The organism is Laceyella sediminis, from assembly GCF_003003125.1.
In the GTDB taxonomy this organism is placed as follows: domain Bacteria; phylum Bacillota; class Bacilli; order Thermoactinomycetales; family Thermoactinomycetaceae; genus Laceyella; species Laceyella tengchongensis.
The window spans coordinates 65,801-88,866 of the sequence record NZ_PVTZ01000008.1; the positions used below are offsets into that span (position 1 = coordinate 65,801).

Annotated in this window: 10 protein-coding genes; 6 read left to right on the forward strand and 4 right to left on the reverse strand. The window is 50.2% G+C overall.

Translation table 11 applies throughout. The features are described 5' to 3' along the window. Positions 1–96: 96 nt before the first annotated feature. Complete coding sequence (locus CLV36_RS10650) at positions 97–669, forward strand: cysteine dioxygenase (RefSeq protein WP_106342663.1); 573 nt, start codon at positions 97–99, stop codon at positions 667–669. 1 nt (position 670) lies between these two features. Here the strand turns inward: CLV36_RS10650 and CLV36_RS10655 are convergent, their stop codons facing one another. The 3 genes from CLV36_RS10655 to CLV36_RS10665 all read right to left on the reverse strand — a co-directional run bounded on the left by CLV36_RS10655 (position 671) and on the right by CLV36_RS10665 (position 3,488). Beyond that, a complete protein-coding gene (locus CLV36_RS10655; RefSeq protein ID WP_106342664.1) occupies positions 671–1,192 on the reverse strand; it encodes a hypothetical protein in 522 nt (173 codons plus the stop codon). A gap of 237 nt (positions 1,193–1,429) precedes the next feature. Beyond that, a complete protein-coding gene (locus tag CLV36_RS10660) occupies positions 1,430–2,098 on the reverse strand; it encodes a lytic polysaccharide monooxygenase (RefSeq protein WP_245888345.1) in 669 nt (222 codons plus the stop codon). A gap of 262 nt (positions 2,099–2,360) precedes the next feature. Further along, the gene (locus CLV36_RS10665; RefSeq protein ID WP_106342665.1) at positions 2,361–3,488 is read right to left on the reverse strand and encodes a hypothetical protein; all 1,128 of its coding nucleotides are present in this window, start codon (positions 3,486–3,488) and stop codon (positions 2,361–2,363) included. 368 nt (positions 3,489–3,856) lie between these two features. Between CLV36_RS10665 and CLV36_RS10670 the strand changes: the two genes are divergently transcribed. From CLV36_RS10670 to CLV36_RS10690, 5 genes are all read left to right on the forward strand, one after another. Beyond that, complete coding sequence (locus CLV36_RS10670; protein WP_102993855.1) at positions 3,857–4,576, forward strand: response regulator transcription factor; 720 nt, start codon at positions 3,857–3,859, stop codon at positions 4,574–4,576. Continuing rightward, positions 4,573–5,652, forward strand: coding sequence for a HAMP domain-containing sensor histidine kinase (locus tag CLV36_RS10675; RefSeq protein WP_245888346.1), 1,080 nt, complete (start codon positions 4,573–4,575; stop codon positions 5,650–5,652). Before CLV36_RS10670 ends, CLV36_RS10675 begins: the two co-directional genes overlap by 4 nt. Positions 5,653–5,780: 128 nt before the next feature. Continuing rightward, a complete protein-coding gene (locus tag CLV36_RS10680; protein ID WP_102992759.1) occupies positions 5,781–6,641 on the forward strand; it encodes an ABC transporter ATP-binding protein in 861 nt (286 codons plus the stop codon). Positions 6,642–6,658: 17 nt separating this feature from the next. Beyond that, positions 6,659–8,200 (forward strand): hypothetical protein, encoded by a 1,542-nt coding sequence (locus tag CLV36_RS10685; protein ID WP_106342666.1) that lies wholly within the window; start codon positions 6,659–6,661, stop codon positions 8,198–8,200. A 96-nt stretch (positions 8,201–8,296) separates the two neighbouring features. After that, positions 8,297–9,163 (forward strand): DUF4097 family beta strand repeat-containing protein, encoded by an 867-nt coding sequence (locus CLV36_RS10690; RefSeq protein WP_102992761.1) that lies wholly within the window; start codon positions 8,297–8,299, stop codon positions 9,161–9,163. A gap of 76 nt (positions 9,164–9,239) precedes the next feature. Here CLV36_RS10690 and CLV36_RS10695 read toward each other — a convergent pair whose 3' ends face one another. Next, positions 9,240–23,012 (reverse strand): non-ribosomal peptide synthetase, encoded by a 13,773-nt coding sequence (locus CLV36_RS10695; protein WP_181352984.1) that lies wholly within the window; start codon positions 23,010–23,012, stop codon positions 9,240–9,242. Positions 23,013–23,066: the final 54 nt, after the last annotated feature.

Sequence of the window (23,066 nt, forward strand, 5' to 3'; positions counted from 1 at the left end):
ATTACACAAGACAGCCCACCAATCTTGTTCCCTTTTGAATCTCGAGTAAGTTACTCATGATGGACGACATTCTTTTATCACACAGGAGGAGATTGCATGAATATGATCGAATGCATCGCCATGTCCCTGCGCAACCGCCCGAACCTTGATTTCACCGCATTAAAACAGGCGATTGAACAGGCCGAATGCACGTTGGAGCGCATAAGCGCGCACATCCCTGCTCCCGCTCCCCCTCTTCACTACGGCCGAAACGTCATCTACCGTTCCAAGTCTGTAGAAGCGATCGTCATCCATTTGCCTGGATACACAGAAACGCCGATCCATGATCACGGCGATTCGATTTGTTGCTTGTATGTTGTCTCCGGCTCAGTGGTGAACCGAATCTACGCCACCCCGTCGGATACCGCCCCCGAGCGGGAACAACGAAAACAAGCGGGGGAATTCCTTTATTGCGATTATGGACAAATCCACTCCTTGTACAATCCAGGACCCCAACGCCTCATCACTTTCCACCTCTATACCCCGCCATTGCGAAATGCAACATTCTACCCTCCCTTTTCCAAGCAGGTCTTGCAACCGCCCCAAGCCTCAAGCACGCCTGTTAAGCAAATCAAGCTGACGAGATCCGCCTCCCACAAACAAAAAACCCACCCAAAGGGCGGGAAATAGCCTAACGATATACGTTAATATAAGAAATTTGGTCATTCCAGCCATCACCAACATATCTAATATCAAGTCCAGGCCCAAACGTTTTGCAAGGTTCGCCCCCATTTTTGTGAAAACAAACCCGTGTTCCCGAACTTTTTCTGGCTGTTTTGAGTGATGAAACTTCATCATTGTAAGAGCTGTTGTTGAAGTTCGTATAATATCCCACTGGTGTCGTGTATTTCCAACCACGGAAGCCGGAATGTTGGAACGATTCGGTCGCATAATCAGAAGCTTGTGCCTTTATCCCCTCTTGCTGGACGGCCCATTTTTGTTTGAACTTCTTTTCGGCGATTTCATACGCCGCTCTGGTTTTGTAATTGTACGTCTTTCCATCGGTATCCACAATCTGATATTGGACATGGCTCAAATCATATTCCAGCGGAACCACCGTTCTGGCTTCAACAGGACTAACTGACACGCTCCCCAAGGTAACAGCCAACACAAACACGATCGCCAGAATCATGGATTTCCATTTCTTTTTCATCACATTCACACTCCCCTTGCAATTCATTGCTTCATGTTCGTTTCTCCATTTCCCCCCTTTCCCGCATAATAATATTTATCACTTGCGAAATTGTGTTATGACGCCTTTTTTCAAACCTCGACAAAAAAATCTCCAATAAAAAACGGCCCATGCCACCCGTTGCGTTTGGATGGCATGGGCTGAATACCTGTGAGGTTGGATCAGTAAACCCCCGTGGGGACAGGGGTGAAAAACTTCTTAACCATTCTTTTGCTGAGATAGGGCATTTACTATGCGTGATCTCTCCAATAACCATGAAGCATGGGTAACCTTGCTGTTAACCAGGTTTACATCGACAGCCTGATAAAACGCATTGCCGGTGTCGGCAATTTCCCATACGCCCAAAATCACATGGTACCCACTGCGGTCGGTCGGCACGTTGCATTGGTGGGTTACGGTGTTTGGCGGTCGTTTCCCCCCGTCATAGACATAACAAAACAATTCCAGATCGGCCCGAGCAATCGGCTTGTCCGGATTCCATCCCTTCTTGGTGATGTAATACTTCCACTCTCTCGTGCTATGCGGCGCAGTCAGATACCAGGTAAACGAATTGCTCCCCCCGCGCAGAGTCACTTTGGCCCAACGAGTCGACGTTTGCTCGTACAACTCCGGATAACGTCCGCCCCCTGTAATCTGTCCGTCAGGCGGACCTGATTGTGGAAATGATCCTACCCCTTCCACGCTTTGCGGTTCCCACTGAATTTGACCGCAATTCGTGTTTTGCTTTTGTTGGCACAGATAAGTACGGCTGGCGGGAGACTGGATATAACCATGGGCAAAAGCGCCTTCGGCAAACGCCGCCACGCTCAACCCACAACCCATGACCAACAGACCTAACCGCAACGCAATTTTTTTCCAAGCACGCATCATCTCAACCTCCTCATTCAATATTAATAGAATATTCTATATATTTATAATGTATCTTATATTGGTAGGATTGTCTATACCAATTCTGTGGTGTCAATTGCTCGTAAGAGAAAAGGCGTCAACCGATGTCACACACATGGCTAGTGGCAGGTTGACGCCTTCGATGTGAGCTCATTTTTTCGGAGCACTCAGGCATCCGCGCTGTGCCTCAACCTCAAAGCAGGAACGGATGTAGACAGCTATCCAGTAACGGCATTCTCTCTCAGCATTCCCCTTGCCGCCGTTCCAACCAATGTTCATCATCGTCTATTGAATAGGTCTCCACCAACGCATCCCATTTCGCCATTGCTTCTTTCCAGGACGCCTCGTCCATCTGCCAGTCAATGGCTTGCATTACCTCCGCCAACGCTTGAAATGGAAACTCATCAGTGCACACATGCCGCATCGAATACACATCAAAAGGCGAATCGCATGCGTGATACCATCCATGAACCGGATCTTGCGTCCATTCAAAATGCGGTTTGAACCAAACCATCCGATCGAATTGTTCGATTTCCTCCTCAGAAAACAGCCCCAATGAACGCCATGCTGCTTTCACTTTGCGGGCAATCGCCTTGGCATCCTCATGTCGCGTCACCACCGCGAACCGAAGCATTAGCAAAAATGGCACAACAAACTGCTCGGGATGCCGCAGGGTGAGAAAGAGGTACAGCTTTTCAAACTCTTCCCATCTGAGTGCATGCGGATGCCATCTACCCAAGTCATCCCATCCCAATTCAAAAGAATTGGCTAAAGAGGGGTGAAACAGGTGGAGTGAGGACATGTCAATGTCGTCTCCGATCCATACCATCAATCCCGCATCCTCTGTGATAGGAAAACGAATGGGATCGACCAGCTCGGGATAAATGCTATTGTCATCATCATATAACCCGTACGCATTGAAATGGACATACTCCCACCAGAACCTGCGGTCCTTAAACACAGAGTTCCACAGATCAAACTCATCGACGATATCGATATTCAGTCCGTACCGGCGTACGATTGCATTCATCATACTATGCTTGATCAACGTGTTTTCGATCTTTTTATTCTCATCCCGGCATAGCAATTCTCGAACCGCCGCTCCCACTTCTTCTTTGCACCGGACGATGAGCGTGTGAGTATATGTCATGAATTCAACCAAAACCAAACATCGGGCGTCAGTTTGACTCCGCATGAGATAGATGGAAGATTTCTGTCTGCCTTTAGCCTCTATATAAGCTTGTTTGTCAAATGGTATATCCACCAATGGCGCTAAATGCTCCAGTATCTCTTCGCCTTCATTGTTGTAAAAGCTAACTTGAAATTGCACAATCCCAGTGTATTTTTCTAACAGTTGTTGTTCGGTCATGGTGTTCTCCTTCGTTTACGTAAGTCTTCTATATTTTTTAATCGTCTCACGTTACCTCACAAGGATCAATCCCTAGACCGTGTCTATTCTTGCTCATCCTCTACATGGCGATTTCGTTTTATCGTATTTATTTTTATGCTTTTTTAATTGTCCTCCTTTTGTGTCATCATGCCAACATGCATGTTTATCCAGCCGAAAACAGCTCATATTTCTCTGGATTACCCATCCTTCACATGACCATTTTCTCACTCACCCGATCTTTGTAACCTGTAGCCGATTTGTCGAATTTTATCATAGACTTAAGACATGGGTTCGCCAAACAATTATAATGAACGGTGGAGAATGATATGCAAAGTGAGGGTGAATGGATGCGCACAGAAAAAATTCTTTTAATAGATGATGAAGTTGGCATTCTTAATATGTTGGAAAAAATCTTGCTGAAAGAAGGGTTTCACTCGATCGTGAAAGCCACGTCAAGCAAAGAAGCCTTACAAGCCGTGGAGACGACCCCATTTGACATCATCGTGCTAGATGTGATGCTACCTGATTCCGACGGCTTTGACTTGTGTCGAAAATTACGCAATGTGACCGAAGCACCGATTCTGTTTCTGTCGGCGCGCTCCAGCGATTTAGATAAGTTGACCGGCTTGGGGATCGGTGGCGACGACTATATCACCAAACCCTTCAATCCTTTGGAAGTAGTCGCCCGCATCAACGCCCATCTGCGCCGAAACAGCATCCTCAAAAAATCGATGCAAGCCAAGCCGACCAAATGGGATTTCGGTTCTTTTTCAGTCAATAAAGAGACGGGACAGTTGTTTGTTAATGGTAAAGAAGTCCGTTGCACAGCGAAAGAATATGACCTGATGATCTTTCTGTGCGAACATCCCAATCAGATTTTCACAACCAGCCAGTTGTATGAGCAAGTATGGGACTCCATGTTGATGGGGGACGAAAAAACGGTGGCCGTCCACGTATCCAAATTGCGTAAAAAAATTGAACCCGACCCCAAAAATCCCCGATTCATCGTGAACTTACGAGGCATCGGTTATAAATTTGTTCCCCCCAAGGCAGGTGAACGTCCATGAAAATGAGCTTTCGCATCGCTCTGCACTTCGTCTTAAGTTTGCTCTTGATGTTGTTCCTGTTGGGATTGTCAATGATGTTCATCGAAGAAATCGTCCCGGAATCCAATAAGAACTTCAACCAAGCGCCCCTGTTCGGCATTATCGTGTTTGTGGTGTTCGCGATCAGTTATGGTTGGTACCTGGGACGGCCTCTCCGCCACCTGATCAGCTGGATCCGTCAGTTGGCGGAAGGGGACTACTCAGTTCCTGACAAAATTCAGCGCAGTTATCAACCCCATAACCATCAGATGAAAAAACCTTACCAACTCTATCAGGATGTGTTGCTCAATGTGTGGACGCTAACAAACACCCTGCAAGAAAATGAATTGAAAAAACAACAATTAGATGAGTTAAAAAAAGAATGGATCGCTGGCATCTCCCATGATTTAAAAACGCCGCTCACCTACATCAACGGTTATTCGACCATGTTACTGTCGCCGCATTACCAATGGACAGAAGAGGAAAAAGAGCAATTCTTGAAAGAAATCCACGCCAAATCAATCCATTTGCAAGAATTGATCCAAGATCTCAATCTGTCCTTGCAACTGGATGAAAACAAAATTCCTCTGAATTTGAAAAAGGTGGACATCATCGAGTTTGTGCGCCGGGTGGTCGCCGATGCGGCCAACGACCCCAGGGCCAAAGATGATCAGATTGAATTTTATACCTATCACGAACGCGCAGAAACGGAAATCGACGAAAAACTCTTCAAACGGGCCCTGCAAAATTTGATGATGAACGCCATCATCCACAATCCGCCGGGAACAACCATTCAAGTGTCGATCCTCGTGAGCAGCCAGGTACAGATCGTGATCCAAGATAATGGCAAAGGCATGGACAAAGAAACGGTGGATAACCTCTTCGTCAAATATTACCGAGGCACTCCCACCGACGCGCCGGCGGAAGGGACGGGCTTAGGCATGTCCATCGTCAAACAGCTGATTTCTGTGCACAAAGGAACGATTGACGTCCACAGTCAATTAAACAAAGGGACAACCGTAACCATTTCCCTTCCTCGCCATTTGGCCAGCACTTAACCCACTCAGCCAAGCAGAGTTTTACCTGCTTGGTTTTTATTTTGTCAACCTTTTGCTTTGATTTTACTTTCTTTTTACTTTCATTTCTTATGCTATAACCAATCACTTATTTGAAAGGCGAATGATACATGAATTTGACCATCAAAGATGTGAGTAAACATTACGGCAAAAAACGGGCCCTTCATCAACTGAACCTAGAGCTGGACAAAGGGGTCTGGGGATTTTTAGGTCCCAATGGTGCCGGCAAGTCAACCATGATGAAGATTTTGGCCACCATTGACCAACCCACTGAAGGCACTGTCACTTGGAACGGAGTCGACATCGTTAAGCACCCGTTGGCTCTGCGGTCAGAACTCGGCTATTTGCCACAGGACTTCGGCGTTTATCCTAATTTAAACGCCATTGAGTTTTTAGAATATATGGCCGCCATCAAAGGGTTGCCTATGAAGCAAGCGCGCAAACGCATCGATGAGTTGTTGGAGCTGTTAAACCTGACCAATGATGCCAAGCGCATGATCGGCGGTTATTCGGGCGGGATGAAGCAACGTGTCGGCATTGCGCAGGCGTTGTTGAACGACCCCCAATTGCTGATTGTGGACGAACCCACCGTAGGGCTGGACCCAACGGAAAGAATCCGGTTCAGAAACTTGCTTTCCCAGATTGGAAAAGACCGCATCATCATCTTGTCGACCCATATTGTCTCCGATGTGGAAACGATCGCTAACCAGATCATCCTGATCCGTCAGGGATCGCTGATCGCCAACGCCAAACCGGAAACGCTCTTGGAAATGCTGGCCTACAAGGTGTGGGAGTGCGTCATCCCGGCAGAAGAGCTCGATTCGCTCCAGAAAAACTTCATCGTCAGCCATGCCGTCCATCGTAGCGACGGACTATTGGTTCGCGTGGTTTCCGATGAGCCGCCGGCCCCAGACGCCGAAAATGTCCCGGCCTCGCTTGAAGATGTTTATCTCTATTACACCATGAACTAAAGAAAGGGGGGAAAGCCATGAACACTTTCACCATTATTCGCACTGAAATGTTGCGGCAAATCCGCAGTTACCCATTTATGATCACCCTCGCGCTGATCATCTTCATGGGATACGCGCTAGTGCCGACCAGCGATGCCGGGTATACGATTCTACACACCGGCGGCGTGCGCGGGATTTACAATTCCGCTTGGTTGAGCGCGATGGCCACCGTGGCCTCTGCCACACTGTTGTGGTTGTTCGGCTTTTATCTGCTGAGAAGCAACATTTCCACAGACCGGCAATTGAACATCGGCACATTGATTGTCCCTTCTCCCTATCGAAATGGACAATATCTGTTCACCAAAGCGCTTAGCAATTGGCTGCTCCTGCTGATGATGCACTTGGCACTCATCTTCGCATTCATGGTGATGCAACTGGTGCGGCGGGAGAGCGTCATCATCAATGTATGGGATTATTTCGCGCCGTTTCTGTTCGTGATCGTCCCTTCATTCGCAGTACTGGCCGCCTTGACGATCCTCTTTGACGTCATTCCTGGATTGAAGGGAGCATTGGGCAATTTTATTTACTTCTTCCTTTGGGCCGCTCTCGGCGCGTTTAGTCTGGAAAAATACACTTGGGCCGATGTGATGGGAGTGCAATTCATATTCTCTGCCATCATCGCCGATGCCAAACAGCACGTTCCGCTGGCTGACGAAAGTTTCGGCTTTGGATACAACGAAATCGGGAAGTTGCAAACCTTTGTCTGGGACGGGATCACTTGGACTCCCGACATCATCCAATCCCGCCTGACTTGGTTCATCTGGGCGATTGGGCTGTTCGCGGTAGCCCTTCTGATCTTTCGCCGCAATTCATTGCTGAATCGCCACGCTCCCGCTGAGAGCAAACCGGGGAACCCGGCGGTCAAACCCTTGCTACAACAGGAGCTCACTCCGGGAACCATGGCGCTGAGCCCATTGCAAGGAGAAAAACGGTATGAATTGATTCCCCATATTCGTGTGGAACTCAAGCTCATATCAAAAGATTTTCCACGCTGGTGGTACATTGTCACCCTGCTGTTGATCGCAGGAAGCCTGTTTCTGCCATACAACGAACTGAAAGATTGGATGGGATTGTTGCTGGTTTGGCCCATCGCGCTGTGGTCGCAAATGGCCACTCGCGAAAAGCGCTACCGTATGACAGCGCTGGTTACATCCAGCGGCCCACCTTTGCTCCAAACCCTCTCCATCTGGATCGCCGGATTGTTAGCCACCTTTGCCCTAGGAATCGGCGTCACGCTAAATACGATCATGGCTGGCGATTGGGACTTTCTGCTCTCCTGGGTGGTGGGAATGTGCTTTGTGCCAACGCTCGCCTTACTATCTGGCGTAATCAGCGGGACCAAGAAAGTATTTGAGGTTATTTACCTGCTATTGTGGTATATGGGACCGATGCAATACGAATCAGCACTTGATTTTTACGGACTGCATCTGACGTCCAAATTGACCTGGTTCTATTTCTTATGCACAGTGGTACTGCTTGCAACCGCCTTGTTCTTGAAGAAAAAACAAGCGAATGCTTAAAATCCCTTCCAATTTTCACCTCGTTGGAAGATGATGATATACATGATCCACAATTCAAACAAACCAAATACACAAAATGATTAGGAGGATGTAAACATGAGAAAAACTTCATTGATCGCAGGCTTGGTACTTTCATTGACCGTCATGTCAGGATGTTCTTTGGATTTAGATGATCCGGACTTCGACACCAACAACTCCAATTCCAACAGCAACATCAAGTTAGACGCTGGTGCCATTGATACTTCGAAAAAGGGACAAGTTCAAAAAAGTTTTCTCGCCGACAATGTTTCCGTGCTTGACATTTATTCCAAAGAGATTGGCGTACAACTCCATCACTCTGATAGCAATGAGATCAAGGTTTTGCTGACTAATGTAGACAATGATACCAAGTTAGATGCAAACGTGAGTGGTGATACCTTGCAAGTAAAAATGGGTGCCGGCCCTTCCGTATTTGGCCTTAACACCACCACCCCCACCCTTCACATCTATGTGCCGAAAAAATCTTATCAATCCATCAAACTGCATTCGCAAAACGCCAACTTTACCGCCGAGAACTTGGAAGCAGCTGAGTTAGACTTAAACACCAACGAAGGCGACTTTAAACTTAATGGATTCAAAGGTAATCAACTGACCGGAAAAACAGCACATGGCAACTTCAACTTGCAACAAATTGATGCACCGTTCTCCATCAGCTCCTCTTCCGGTGCAGTCAACGTCTCCGTAGCCAATGGCATCATTGGTAACAGCCAAATCCGTTCCAGCTTTGGTGACGTCAAAGTAAATGTAGGCACCGAAGCCGTCCATGTAAACCTCCGCTCCGATCAAGGGATCTCTTCCAGCTTTTCCGCTCCAGCGGTGAAAGATAATGAAGGAGTTTTCACCATGGAGGGCGCACTGAATGGCGGTGGTGGGTCAAGCAAGTTGACCATCAATACGGAAGGCAGAATCAAATTGGAAAAATAAAGAAGGTAAAAAACACCCAATTCCAACACCTTTGCATAAAAAAAGCGGCGATTGCCAAGGCAATCGCCGCACTACCTTATACTCGTTGTCCTTTCTGTTCCGCACGTTTCTTCAGGCAATGCGCGATGATGTTGCGCAAATGCTCCTGATAACGTTGCACCAGACCTTCCACGGTGCTGTGATGATACACCGTTTTGGGATAACGAACCGAAATCAGCAATTGACCCTCTTCAACCAACCCGTTGAAATCCAGCTTAAACGGCCATTGGTTGAGCGGACTAACCCCTTGTCCGACAGAAACGGACATCAACTCTGTTTCTCCCGCCTCTACATCCTGCACAAATTGCCCTTGATAGTTGAAGTTGATCTCCGGCTTCAGGACAAAGGAAAGCGCTTCTCTCTTGCTCGGTTCAAGCATATACCGCAACAAGCTATAGCCGATCCCTCTGTTAGGTACGGACCGAATCGTCGCTTTCACTTCTTGGATAGCTTTAGCGACATCCAACGCGGTCAGATCGAATACCACGGGATAGATGGAAGTGAACCAACCGACCGTGCGAGTCACATCCACGTGTTCAGCAATCTCTTCCCGACCGTGCCCTTCCATGTGAACGGCCACGGGCTCACCCGTCCATTCTTTGACTGTCAGTGACAACGCGGTCAACAAGATGTCATTGATCTCCGTCTGATAAGCATCATGCACCTCTGTCAACAGCGCCTTGGTTTCTTCCTTGGAGAAGGTGATCTCCGCAACGCCTACATCCCGAATCAGATATTTGCCGTCACTTTCCATATCGACAGGCAGCGGGGCCACTTCCTGTGCCACCACCTGTTGCCAATACGGCCATTCGGCTTGCATGAAGGCGTCACTGTTGGCATAGTCGCGCAACGATTCGCTCCATGTTTTAAAGGAGGTGGTTTTATCGGGTAGCCTAATCTCTTTTTCTTGCAACACCTGCTCATAAGCAGAGTATAAGTCTTCCGACAGGATGCGCCAGGAGACCGCATCAACCACCAAGTGGTGAATGATGATCAGCAGATAGTCACCGTCATGGGTGTAGAACACCCCGCACCGGACGAGTGGCCCATCGGTGAGCGACAAGCTTTCGTGCATGCGATTGGCCTCCCGCTCAATCACTGTGGCAACATCCACTTCCTCTGATTCGTCCATCAGGTTGAACTCTTCCACAGTGAAATAAGCATCTGCCTCTTGCTCATCATAACCTCGGTTGAATTGCGTCCACTGTCCATCTTGGAAGGAATAACTCATGCGCAATGCATCATGGTGTTGAACGAGCTTTCTCCATACTTTGCGCAAGGCATCCGCATCCCAGCATTCCGGACGGTGCAACACCACAGCCATGTTCCAATGTTCCGGAACGTCGGACAAACCGAAGATCCATTGTTGCACCGGTGTGACGGGTACTGGCCCTTCCACCACATGATTTTCCATGTTTTCGCCCTTGACTGACACATATGGAGCCAAAGACGCAATCGTCGGATGCTTGAGCAAATCACTGATCTGCAAGCGATATTGCTGTTGGCTGGCGCGGGCAGCAATCTGAATAGCCTTGATTGAATCCCCGCCCAAGGTGAAGAAATTGTCATGGATGCCAACACGCTCACGCTTGAGGACATCTTGCCATATTTCGGCCAGCAACTTCTCTGTGGCGGTTGTCGGAGCCACATATTCCACACCTGCATCAGCGTTCGCTTCCGGGCGAGGCAGCGCGCGCTTATCCAATTTGCCGTTTGATGTCAGCGGCAACTCATCAAGTTGGATGTAATGCGATGGAACCATGTAATCGGGCAACGACTGCTCCAAGTGACGGTGCAGGTCAGCCGCTTCTTCCTGCTCTTCGCAAACGACATACGCGCACAGGAAGGATGGGTTTTGGCCGGATTCTTCTTCCAGCGCCAGCACAACCGCTTCTTTGACGCCGGGATGTTCAAGCAACTTGCTCTCAATCTCTCCCAATTCGATGCGGTGTCCGCGAATCTTCACTTGCTGGTCAATCCGGTCGATATAATCAATGCTGCCATCCGGCAACCACCGAACCAAGTCTCCGGTGCGGTACATCCGATCTCCTTCTTTAAACGGATTGGGTACAAACCGTTCCTCAGTAAGTTTCTGATTGTTTAAGTACCCTAGAGCCACACCGTCTCCAGCGACGCAAAGTTCTCCCGGAACCCCGATTGGTTGCAATTGGTTCCGCTCGTTCAGCACATACACGGTGGTGTTGTTCAACGGTTTGCCGATCGGCACCCGGTTCGTCGTCGCTACCTCTTGCGTGATGGCGTGCGTCGTAGCAAAAACCGTGGTTTCTGTGGGGCCGTAACCATTGATCAACCGACCGTCGCCCAGATAGGCAACCGCTTTTTTCACATGGGCCAGCGATGCTTTTTCACCGCCAAAGACAATCTTCTTCATCTTGTCAAAGCAGGAGAGATCAAACTCGACCAAGGTGTTGAAGAGAGCCGTGGTCATGAAGCTGATGGTAACCTCCCGCTCCCGGATGAGTTTTGTCAGATCTTCCAGCGACATAAGCAACTCTTTTGGCACCAGAATCAACTTCGCTCCGTTTAACAAAGCGTTGTAAATGTCAAAGGTTGACCCGTCAAAAGCGTAGTTGGAGAGTTGCATCAAGGTGTCCTCTTCCCCAACTTCAATATATCCGTTATTGACAATCGTTCTGACGATGTTGCGGTGAATGGTCAGCGTTCCTTTCGGCTTACCGGTAGAACCAGACGTATAGATGATGTAAGCCAAATCATCCGCCGTGTTCACGTTGGTCAAGTTGGTATCCTCTTCATCCAAGCCCAAGGATTGGTTGATGAAAATCACGTCTCCATCATATCCTTGCGGCACACTCAAATCAGGTTGCATCAACAAGAGCCGCACATCACTGTCAGACAACATATATTGGATGCGCTCCACGGGATAGGTGGGATCAATCGGAACATACGCGCCGCCTGCCTTGAGAATGGACAGCAGGGCGATAATCTGATTGAAGGAGCGATCGGCGATAACCCCCACCCGTTGGTTGGGTTGCAAGCCGTTGGCGCGCAATACGCGAGCCCATTGGTTTGCCCGTCTGTTTACTTCCGCATACGTCATGGTGCGGTTCTCCCACTCCAAGCAGATGCGCTCAGGCGTTTGGGCCACTTGTTGTTCAAACAGTTGATGCACAGTCGCTTCGCGGGGGAATTCCGCTTGCGTTTGGTTAAAGTCGAACAAGATTTGCCGTTTCTCCTCTTCCGTGCACAGCTCTAGGTCGGCCAACCGCGCAGACGGTTGATTTACCACTTGTGCCAACAGATGAGTAAAATGGCGAACCATTCGCTCGATCGTTTCTTGTTTGAAGAGGTGGGTGCTGTATTCTACCGTCAATTCTAACTGATCTGCTTCGACAAACACCCAGTTCATATCAAACTTAGCTGCTTTCCAATCCATATCGACGGGCTCGATGCGAAGGCCGGGCAACTCCAGCTCGCCCATGTCGATGTTCTGCACGGTGAGCAGGGTATCAAACAATGGCTGACGACTGAGATCGCGCTGCACATCCAACCGTTCCAACAGCTCTTCCAAGGGATATTCCGCATGCTCGTATGCTTCTAACACCTGCTGTTTGACGGCGTCGATCAAAGACTCAACCGTTTGCTCCGGTTGCAGGCGGTTGCGGATAGCAAGGGTATTGACAAACATCCCCACTACCGATTGCAGATCCGGATGCGGCCGTCCCGCAACAGGGGAACCCACAATCAGGTCGTCCTGCCCTGAGTACTTGGACAAGAGCAACTGATAAGCGGCCATCAAAACCATGTGCAACGTGACTTGCCGCTCAAACGCGAATTGCTTCACCTGGCTGGTTAACGCAGCATCCAGTTGGAAGCCCACTTGGTTTCCATCAAAGCGCATCACGTTTGGACGCGGATAGTCGGTGGGCAATTCCAACACCGGCAGAGCACCGGAGAATTGGTTCACCCAATAAGCCTCATCTTGCTTCCACTGCTCCGTTTGCATATAGCGCTCTTGCCATACGGCGTAATCTTTGTACTGAACCTTGAGCGCTGACAACGGTTTTTGTTGGTACAAGCTCATCAAATCATGCATCAAGATATCCATCGACATGCCGTCAGAAATAATGTGATGCATGTCAAACACCAAGATGTGATGATCCTCAGCCAACGAAATCAATGTCATGCGCGCCAGCGGGGCTTGACTCAGGTCAAACGGCCGGATGCACGACTCGGCCATGCGCTTCGCTTCCTCCAGGTGGGTGGCATGTAATCGCTCAATCTGGCAAGGTACGGTCGGAGCGATCTTTTGCACCAATTCCCCATCATGGAAGTGGAACGAAGTACGGAGGGATTCGTGCCGCTGAACTAGCTGGGCGAATGCGCTCTCCAGGTGCGCGATGGACAGATTTCCTTTGATCTCCGAGATGAGCGGCATATTGTAGCCGACATGCACATTTTCAAATTGCTGAGTGACGTACAAGCGTCTTTGTGCCGAAGAAACCGGATAGTAGTCGCGTTCTTCCACGGGGCGGATCTCCTCGAAGCCCGTTTGTTCCGCTTGGCCGATCAAGTGCGCTAGATCGCGCAGGACGGGGCGAGAGAATACCTCGCGCAAGGAGATTTGCACACCCAATTCTTGATGAATTCGCGCTGTCAACAGCATCGCTTTGAGCGAGTTACCGCCCAACTTGAAGAAATGGTCCAGCGCGCCGACAGGCTCCACGTTGAGCACTTCTTCATATATCTGGGACAATCGTTTCTCTACTTCGGTTGCCGGGGCCTCGTAGGTGTCACCTGTTTGAGCGCCCTCTGGCTCCGGCAAAGCTTTTTTGTCCACTTTGCCATTGGGCGTGAGCGGGAACTGATCCAACTGAGTGAGATATGACGGGATCATATAGTCAGGCAACTCCGTCGCCAAATGCGCGCGCAAGTCTGCGTCACCCACTGTACTTTGGGCAATGACATACCCGCACAGCACCATTTCTCCGTTCATCTCCCGCGTGATCACGACCGCTTCGTTGACGGCGGGATGCTCCAGCAACTTCGCTTCAATTTCCCCGGTCTCAATCCGGAAGCCGCGCACTTTCACTTGTTCGTCGATCCGTCCGAGATACTCGATGTTGCCATCTGGCAGCCATCTTGCCAAATCGCCGGTTCGGTACATCTTCTCACCCGGTACAAACGGATTGTCGACGAATTTTTCTGCGGTGAGATCCGGACGGTTCCAGTAACCTCGTGCCAGACCGGCTCCGCTGACGCACAACTCTCCAGGCACACCGATCGGTTGGAGATGGTTGTGTTCATTGACGATATAGACTTTTTGGTTCGCAATCGGCTTTCCGATCGGCGGTTTGCTCATCTGCGGTGAAAGCTTAGCCAATGTGGCGCAAACCGTGGTTTCCGTCGGGCCGTAAGCATTGATGAAGGTAAAGTCTTTACTCCAAACTTTGATCAAATCTTGTGGACAAGCTTCTCCCGCGGTTACGACGGTGCGCAAGGCCGGCAAGTTTTCTGGCGACAATGACTTCAGCACCGTGGGCGGCAAGGTCATGGTTGTGATCTCTTGGGCTCTTAACCAACCGGCGAAGTCGTAGAAGAGTTTCTCTTTCTCCTCCATCACCACCGTTGCACCATGGAGCAAGGACGGGAAGATTTCCCATACAGACGCGTCAAAGCTGAAGGAAGCGAATTGCAGGACGCGGCTATCTTCCGTGATGTCAAGCGCATGGGCCACCAACTGCAAGTTGCAGACGGAACGGTGTTCAATCATGACCCCTTTCGGTTTTCCGGTTGAACCCGAGGTATAGATCATATAGGCGAGATCACTTGAATCGTTGCCATTATCCACCGCATCGCCATCGAGTTCGGTCCACGGGATCTCTTCAACACGGATGGTTTCTCCTGCATAAGCTTCAGGTACAGTCGGTTCACCCAATGTGAGCAACAAGGCGGCTTCGCTGTCAGACAGCATATGCTCAATCCGGTGTTGCGGGTAATGGGGATCGACCGGAAGATAAGCTGCACCGGCTTTGAGAACGCCCAGCATGCCGACGATCATTTCTAAGGAAGGAGGCATCATCAAGGCGATGATCTGGTTACGTTCGGCACCTTTGCCGCGCAACAATCTTGCCAACTGATTGGAGCGGATGTCCAATTCCCGGTAAGTGAGTTGTTCTTGGCCAAATACCACCGCCGGCTTGTCTGGGGTGCGAGCTACTTGCTCCGCCCACAGGGAGTGAATGGTTTGATCTGCCGGGAACTCCACTTCAGAGTCATTAAATGCGACCAGCAGTTGTTCCTGTTCTTCTGCTGTCACCAGTTGCAAATCGGCCAGACGGCAATCCGGGTTCTCCACGATTTGCTCCAACAGGCGGACAAAGTGGCCAGCCATGCGAGCGATCGTCGCGTGCTCGAACAAATGCGTGCTGTAGCCGATGGTCAACTGTGTGGCATCATCTTTCTCCACCGTCCAGCTCAAGTCGAATTTGATTTTATTCCATTCCCATTCATAAGGCGTCAGTGGGAGACCAGACAACCGCATGTCAGACATCTCCATGTTTTGCACGGCAAACATCGTGTCAAACAGCGGATGGCGGCTCAAGTCGCGGTGTGCGTCCAGTTGATCGACCAATTCTTCAAACGGATAATCGCCATTTTCCAGCGCTTTGAGCATGCGTTCCTTCACATCGGCCAAAAAGGCGGAAAACGTTTTTTCCGGCTGCGGCTGGGTGCGGATCGCCAAGGTGTTGACAAACATGCCCACCATTTGCTCCAAGTCGGGATGGTCGCGGCCGGCCACCGGGAAACCGACGATGATATCTTCTTGTCCTGCGTATTTGGACAGAAGCACATGATAGGTTGCCATCAACGCCATATGCAAAGTCACATTGTTCTCGATCAAGAAACGATCCAACTTTTGCATCAACGCGGTGTCAATTGGCATGGTGAAGTAATCTCCGTCGAACTGTTGCACCGGCGGACGCGGTTTGTCTGTCGGCAATTCCAGCATCGGCAGTTCCCCGCCCATCTCTTTCAGCCAATACGCTTCTTTCGCTTGCCATTGCTCTGTTTCTCTGTGCCCATTTTGCCACACCGCGAAATCTTTATAGTGAATGCGGAGCGGAGGCAAGTCAGCCCCATCATAGAAGCTGGACAGTTCTTTAAGCATCAGGTTCACAGAGACGCCGTCCGAAATAATGTGGTGCATGTCTATAACCAGGTACTGCAAATCTTCTTCCACTTCGACCAATGCCATCCGGAACAATGGCGCTTTCGCCAAATCAAACGGCTGGATCAAAGAGGAGAGGAGGGTATCCAGTTCTGATTCATCGGTGATTTTCTGCTGAGTCACGGCAAAGTCCACGTGTGGATGAATCCATTGCACCAATTCTCCGTTCACAAAACCAAACGATGTGCGCAAGGACTCATGGCGGGCGATCAACCGGGTGCCAGCTTCTGTCAAGCGAGCCGGATCAAGCTGCCCTTCCACGCGCAACACCATCGGCATGTTGTAACTGATTCCGCCTTCTTCCAACTGTTGCGTGACATAAATTCGTTTCTGTGCCGAGGAGACAGGATAATAATCGCGCTTCTCAACCGGGTTGATCTCAGCATATTTGCGGGTATCCGCCTGCTCGATCAAAGCCGCCAACTCTTTCACCGTCGGATGGCTGAAAATATCGCGCAGAGACAGGTGCACATCGCATTTCTTTTGAATTTGCGACACCAAGGCCATGGCCTTCAGCGAATGGCCGCCCAATTCAAAGAAGTGGTCAAGAACACTCACACGGTCTACATTCAAGACCTCTTGCCACATCAAGGCCAGCTCGCGCTCCAGATCCGTCTGCGGCGCCACATACTCCCGGTCGGAGCCCGCTGTACGATCTGGCTTGGGCAAAGCTTTCTTATCCACTTTGCCGTTGGCTGTCATCGGCAGGGCCGGCAGGGTCACCAAGTGCGCAGGAATCATGTAATCCGGCAAGGTCTGAGCAAGGTGCTGTCTCATGTCTGCGTATGTCCATTCGCCGTCGGTTACGACATAGGCACAAAGCGCCGTCTCCTGCTCATCCGTGTGAGCCACTACTACCGCTTCTTTCACTGCAGAATGCGCCATCAGACGGCTGGTGATTTCCCCGATCTCGATGCGGAAGCCGCGAATTTTGACTTGATCATCGATCCGCCCCAAAAATTCAATGGTACCGTCCGGCAACCACCGCACCAAATCCCCTGTCTTGTACATTTTTTGTCCCGGCTCAAACGGATTGTCCACAAACCGTTCCTGAGTCAGATCAGGGCGGTGCAGATAACCTCTAGCCAAACTTTGACCGCTCAAGCAGAGTTCCCCAGGCACACCGATCGGTTGCAACTGATGGTGTTCATTTAAGATGTACACACGATTGTTGGTGATCGGTTTTCCGATCGTGATCACATCGGCGTTTTCATCAATCCGGCCGCTGGTGGCAACAACAGCGTTTTCAGTGGGGCCGTAGTTATTGACCACTTCATACGATTGCGGAACGATGTGTTGAGCGCGATCACCACCGATCAACAAGGTTTTGAGCGTTTGATTGGGCAATTTCATGAACTGCTCAGCAAATTGAGTCGGCAAGAAGCTGATCGTGATGCCCTGCTCTTGGAAAAACGCATTTAATGCAACTACGTCGTAACGAACATCTTCTTCCACCATATACAGTGTTGCGCCCGCCACCAGCGTCGGGAAAATCTCCCACACAGAAGCGTCAAATCCGAAGCCCGCGTATTTGGCGCTGCGGTCGTCCGCCGTCAGGTTGAAGCGCTCCACATGCCACAGGCACAAGTTCATCAGTGCCCGATGCTCCACCATCACCCCTTTGGGCTGACCTGTGGACCCCGACGTGTAGATCACATAAGCCAGATCGTCCGCTTTTGTCTGAGTGCCCAGGTTGGTTGTCTCTCCTTGACGGAAAGAGGTGTCATCGATCAGCCATACATCCCCGTCCCATTCCACTTGCAATTGAACCGAACAATGCGTGAGCAATAAGTTCGTGCGGCTGTCATCGAGCATATACCGGACGCGCTCAGCCGGATAATTGGGGTCGATCGGCAAATATGCTGCGCCTGCTTTCAACACGCCCCAAATCCCCACCAGCATCTCAACCGAGGGTTGGAACATGAGAGCAACAATCTGTTCTTTGCCCACACCCTGTTGACGCAAACGGCGCGCCAATTGATTGGCCCGGTCATTCAGCTCGCGGTAAGTAACTGACTGACCTTGATGCACCACTGCGGGATGATCAGGGTTCCGTTGCGCCTGTTCTTCAAACAACGCAACAACATGCTGCTCGGTCGGATCTGCTCCTTCCGTTGCGTTGAACTCGACCAGCAATTGTTGTTTTTCTTCTTCGGTCACCAACTCCAACTCAGACAATTTCACCGTCTTATTGTCAATGATTTGTTTGAGCAAATGGAAATAATGGCCAACCATGCGTTTAATCGTTTCCGGCTTAAACAGATGGGTTGCGTATTCGACGGAAAGGCTCCAATCGGTTTCGTCAAATGTCCAGCTCATATCGAATTTAGCGGTATTCCAATCCGTCTCATACGCCTCGAACCGGAGGGTGTCATCTTGGCTTTGAGCCGCTTCAAAGCTTTGGATCGTGAAGGTCGTGTCAAAGATCGGATGACGGCTCAAATCTCGTTGCTCTTGCAATTTTTCAACCAATTCTTCAAATGGATAATCACCGTGTTCAAAGGCAGTCAGCACCCGCTTTTTTACATCAGCTGCAAACTCGGTGAAGGATTGGTCTTGTTTTGGAAAATTGCGCAGGGCCAACATGTTGACAAACATCCCGACAACTGATTCCAGATCGGCATGAGAACGGCCCGTGATCGGAGCGCCCACCACGATATCTTCTTGGCCTGTGTACTTTGCCAGCAACACATTGTAGACTGACAGCAACACGATATACAGTGTGCTTTTTTCTTCAGCCACGAAGGACTGCAATTTTTCCTTGAGGTCCGGATCGGCCGCAAAGGTGAGCAGCTTTCCGGTCAGCTGTTGTACCGCAGGCCGCGGGAAGTCCGTCTTCAACTCCAAGGTCGGCACGGAATCCTGGAATTCTTGCAACCAGAACGCTTCTTGCTTGTTCCACTCTTCTGATTGCAGGAGCGACTGTTGCCACACTGCATAATCTTTGTATTGGATCTTTTGCACCGGCAATGTTTTGTCATGGTACAAGTGAACCAGTTCGCGATAGAGAATTTCAGTAGAGACGCCATCGGAAATGATGTGGTGCATATCCATCAACATGATGTGGCGCTCTTCCTCGACCTGAATCACCGCGATGCGGCACAATGGCGCCTGGCTCAGATCAAATGGGCGAATGCGCGCATCAATCAACGCTTGCACTTCTGATTCATCTTCCGCCGTCACCCAATCCACTTGCAACGTGACATCCGAATGGATTTTTTGCATCAATTCGCCATCCCGCATGTGGAAAGAGGTGCGGAACGATTCGTGGCGTGCGGCCAATTGTCTTACCGCGTGTTCCAATTTCTCCCGATTGAGCTTCCCGGTGAGTTCCAAGGTCATCGGAATGTTGTACCCAATGCCGCCTTCTTCCAGTTGCTCTACCACATACAAGCGCTTTTGCGCCGAAGACACGGGGTAATACTCCATCTCATCCGCTTTCTCAATCGCCGCAAACGAGGTGCTTTTCGCTTTTTTGATATAAGCGGCCAACTCTTTGACCGTATCTCGGGCAAACACTTCCCGCAACGGAACATCCGCGTCCAACTCTTTCAGGATGCGCGAAGTCAGCATCATGGCTTTGATCGAATGGCCGCCCAACTCGAAGAAATGATCTTCGATACCAACTCGCTCCACACCCAAGACTTCTTGATAAATGCCAACCAACGCTTCTTCAATTCGGTTGGTCGGAGGAACATAATTGGCCGTAGACACTTTCTCCGGCACCGGCAACGCCTTGCGGTTCACCTTGCCGTTTGACGTGAGCGGGAATTTGTCCAACTCTACGAAATATGAAGGCACCATGTACTCCGGCAACGTCACTCCCAGATGTTGACGTAGCTCAGCCGCCGTCCACGCCTGACTCGCCACGACATACGCAGCGAGATAAGCGGCACCTGATTCGTCGGTCCGCGCCATCACCACGCACTCGGTGATCGCTGGATGTTCCAGTAGCTTCGTCTCAATCTCTCCCAGCTCGATCCGATGTCCTCTGATTTTCACTTGATGGTCGATCCGACCCAAGTATTCCAACGTGCCGTCAGACAGCCAACGCGCCAAGTCCCCCGATTTGTACATCCGCGCCCCTGGGTTAAACGGGTCCTCGATGAAACGCTCCGCTGTCAACTCCGGCCGGTTCAGGTACCCCCGCGTCACACCTGCCCCGCTGACATACATCTCTCCTGCAACCCCGATGGGCACCGGATTCATCTGTTCATCCAACACATACACTTTCAATGTCGGGATTGGCACCCCAATGTTGCTCACATTGGACTCGATTTCCCGTTCCGTGATCTCTTTATAAGTCACGTGCACGGTCGTTTCCGTGATTCCGTACATGTTGATCAATTTCGTTTGCGGATACCGCTCTCGCCACGGTTTCAACATGCTCGGTGCCAAGGCTTCCCCGCCGAAGATCACCATTCGCACCGACATTTCGTCCGATTTCGGCCCCATCATCTCCACATTGGACAATTGGTAGAACGCGGTTGGCGTTTGGTTCAAGACGGTTACCCGCTCCCGCTTCAGGAGATCCAAAAACGCTTTGGTGTCTTTGGCCACCAACGCCGGCACCACGACCAACTTTCCGCCGTACAAGAGGGCCCCGTACATCTCCCACACCGAGAAGTCGAAGCTGAAGGAGTGGAACATCGTCCACACATCGGCCTCGGAGAAATCGAACAGGTTGCGGTCGTTAAACAGCAAGCGAATCACATTGCGGTGCTCCACCATCACCCCTTTGGGATTGCCCGTCGAACCGGAGGTATAGATGATGTAGCACATATCCTGCGGCTCATTCACCGAAGCTGGCGCTTCTACTCCCTCTTGCCAAACGATCTCGTCGAAATAAACGATTTCGCCGGTGTAAGAGCCCGGCACTTCTAGCCCTTTCCGCGTCAGCAACAGGTTCGTGCCGCTGTCTGCCAGCATGTAGGTGATGCGGTCTTGCGGATACAGCGGGTCGATTGGCATGTATGCGCCGCCCGCTTTCAATATCGCCAGCATGCCGACGATCATTTCGATGGAACGTTCCACCATCAAGCCTACGACTTGATCCCGTTTTACTCCGCGCTCGCGCAGCATGACGGCCAATTGGTTGGCGCGGTCTTCCAACTCGCGGTAAGTAAGCCGTTCTTCTTCAAACACCACTGCGATGTTGTCCGGCGTCCGTGCCACTTGTTCAGCAAAACGTTGATGAATGGTTTGCGCTGTCGGATAGTTGGCGTCTGTTTGGTTGAATGCTGTCAGCACTTGTTGCTTCTCTTCTTCGGAGATCACACTGATCTCGGCTACCGGCACCTGTGGATTTGCCAATACTTGCTCGATCACATAGCGAAAGTTGCGGGTCAGATTTTGCACAAACACTGGATCGAACATCGCCCGGTTAAATGAAAATCTGACTTCAATCCGATCCTCATCATAAGGAATGACCAACACGTTAAACTGGTAGTTGGTTTGTTCATACGCCTCAGAACCGACCACTTTGAAACCCATTTTGGCCATACTCTCATCCATGGCGTCAGCATCGAAGGGATAGTTTTCAAACACGAACAGATGATCAAACAAATGGTTGTTCAACGCGCTGTTGGCTTGGATATCCGCCAAGGACAAGTAATCGTACTCTTCGGATGCGATCGTCGATTGTTTGGCCCTTTGCGCCAACTCGATGAACGAAGCACCCTCTTTGGTGCGCACGCGAACGGGAATCGTGTTGATGAACAAGCCAACAATGTTTTCGATATTGCGAATGTTTTTGTTGCGGCCTGACACAACCGCCCCAAACACTACATCATCCGTGTGATTCATCCGTTGCAACAGGACACCCCAGATGCATTGGAACAGGTTGTTCAAGGTGAGGTGATGTTGTTGCGCCAATTTGGTCAAGCGTTTTACCACCGTTTGATCCAATGTGCAGACGATTTCTTCCGGCTGGAACTCATCTCCGCTCGTGTGATAGCCTTGGCGCGGAATCTCACTCATCTGCGTGTATCCTTCCAGATACGTCTTCCAGTACGCCTTCGCTTCATCATGATCTTGTTTGTCCAACCAGCGGATGTACTCACTGTAAGGGGTCGTTTTTGTCAGCACTGGCTTATTGCTCGCCAGCAGTTGCCCATAAATGTCAAACAACTCATCGAGCACGATGCCCAAGCACCAACCGTCCATCAGGATGTGATGGTGGCTGAAGATAAATTCGTAGCGGTTAGCCTCCGTTTTCACTATGGCAAACCGCACCAGCATATCCCGTGACAAGTCAAACCCTTTTTCGCGATCTTTGCGCTTATATTCGCTAAGAAATGCTTCTTTCTCTTCCGTGGGCAGTTGGCTGATGTCATGGTAATCCAATGTCGCTTTGCGTCGCCGTAAAACCACTTGCCGCGGCTTGGCTAATTTCTTGTAACTGAAAATCGTCCGGAACACTTCATATTTGTCCACAATCCACTGCACGCTCTCCGCAAACTTGTCGATATCCAGGCTACCCTCGATGGTTAGCGCCATTTGCTCGAAATAAGCGTTTCCTTCGTCGTGGATGGAATGGAACAACATGGCTTCCTGCATGGGTGAAAGGGAGTAAATATCTGCAATTTGCTTTTTATCCATCGATGCCTTACCTCCCAAATCAAAGTGATCAGTACTTGGGGAGGGGAGGGTTGC

Coding starts and splice junctions, on each gene's coding strand:
- CLV36_RS10650 (WP_106342663.1), top strand. CDS start 97: ATGAATATGATCGAATGCATCGCCATGTCCCTGCGCAACCGCCCGAAC.
- CLV36_RS10655 (WP_106342664.1), bottom strand. CDS start 1,192: ATGAAAAAGAAATGGAAATCCATGATTCTGGCGATCGTGTTTGTGTTG.
- CLV36_RS10660 (WP_245888345.1), bottom strand. CDS start 2,098: ATGCGTGCTTGGAAAAAAATTGCGTTGCGGTTAGGTCTGTTGGTCATG.
- CLV36_RS10665 (WP_106342665.1), bottom strand. CDS start 3,488: ATGACCGAACAACAACTGTTAGAAAAATACACTGGGATTGTGCAATTT.
- CLV36_RS10670 (WP_102993855.1), top strand. CDS start 3,857: ATGCGCACAGAAAAAATTCTTTTAATAGATGATGAAGTTGGCATTCTT.
- CLV36_RS10675 (WP_245888346.1), top strand. CDS start 4,573: ATGAAAATGAGCTTTCGCATCGCTCTGCACTTCGTCTTAAGTTTGCTC.
- CLV36_RS10680 (WP_102992759.1), top strand. CDS start 5,781: ATGAATTTGACCATCAAAGATGTGAGTAAACATTACGGCAAAAAACGG.
- CLV36_RS10685 (WP_106342666.1), top strand. CDS start 6,659: ATGAACACTTTCACCATTATTCGCACTGAAATGTTGCGGCAAATCCGC.
- CLV36_RS10690 (WP_102992761.1), top strand. CDS start 8,297: ATGAGAAAAACTTCATTGATCGCAGGCTTGGTACTTTCATTGACCGTC.
- CLV36_RS10695 (WP_181352984.1), bottom strand. CDS start 23,012: ATGGATAAAAAGCAAATTGCAGATATTTACTCCCTTTCACCCATGCAG.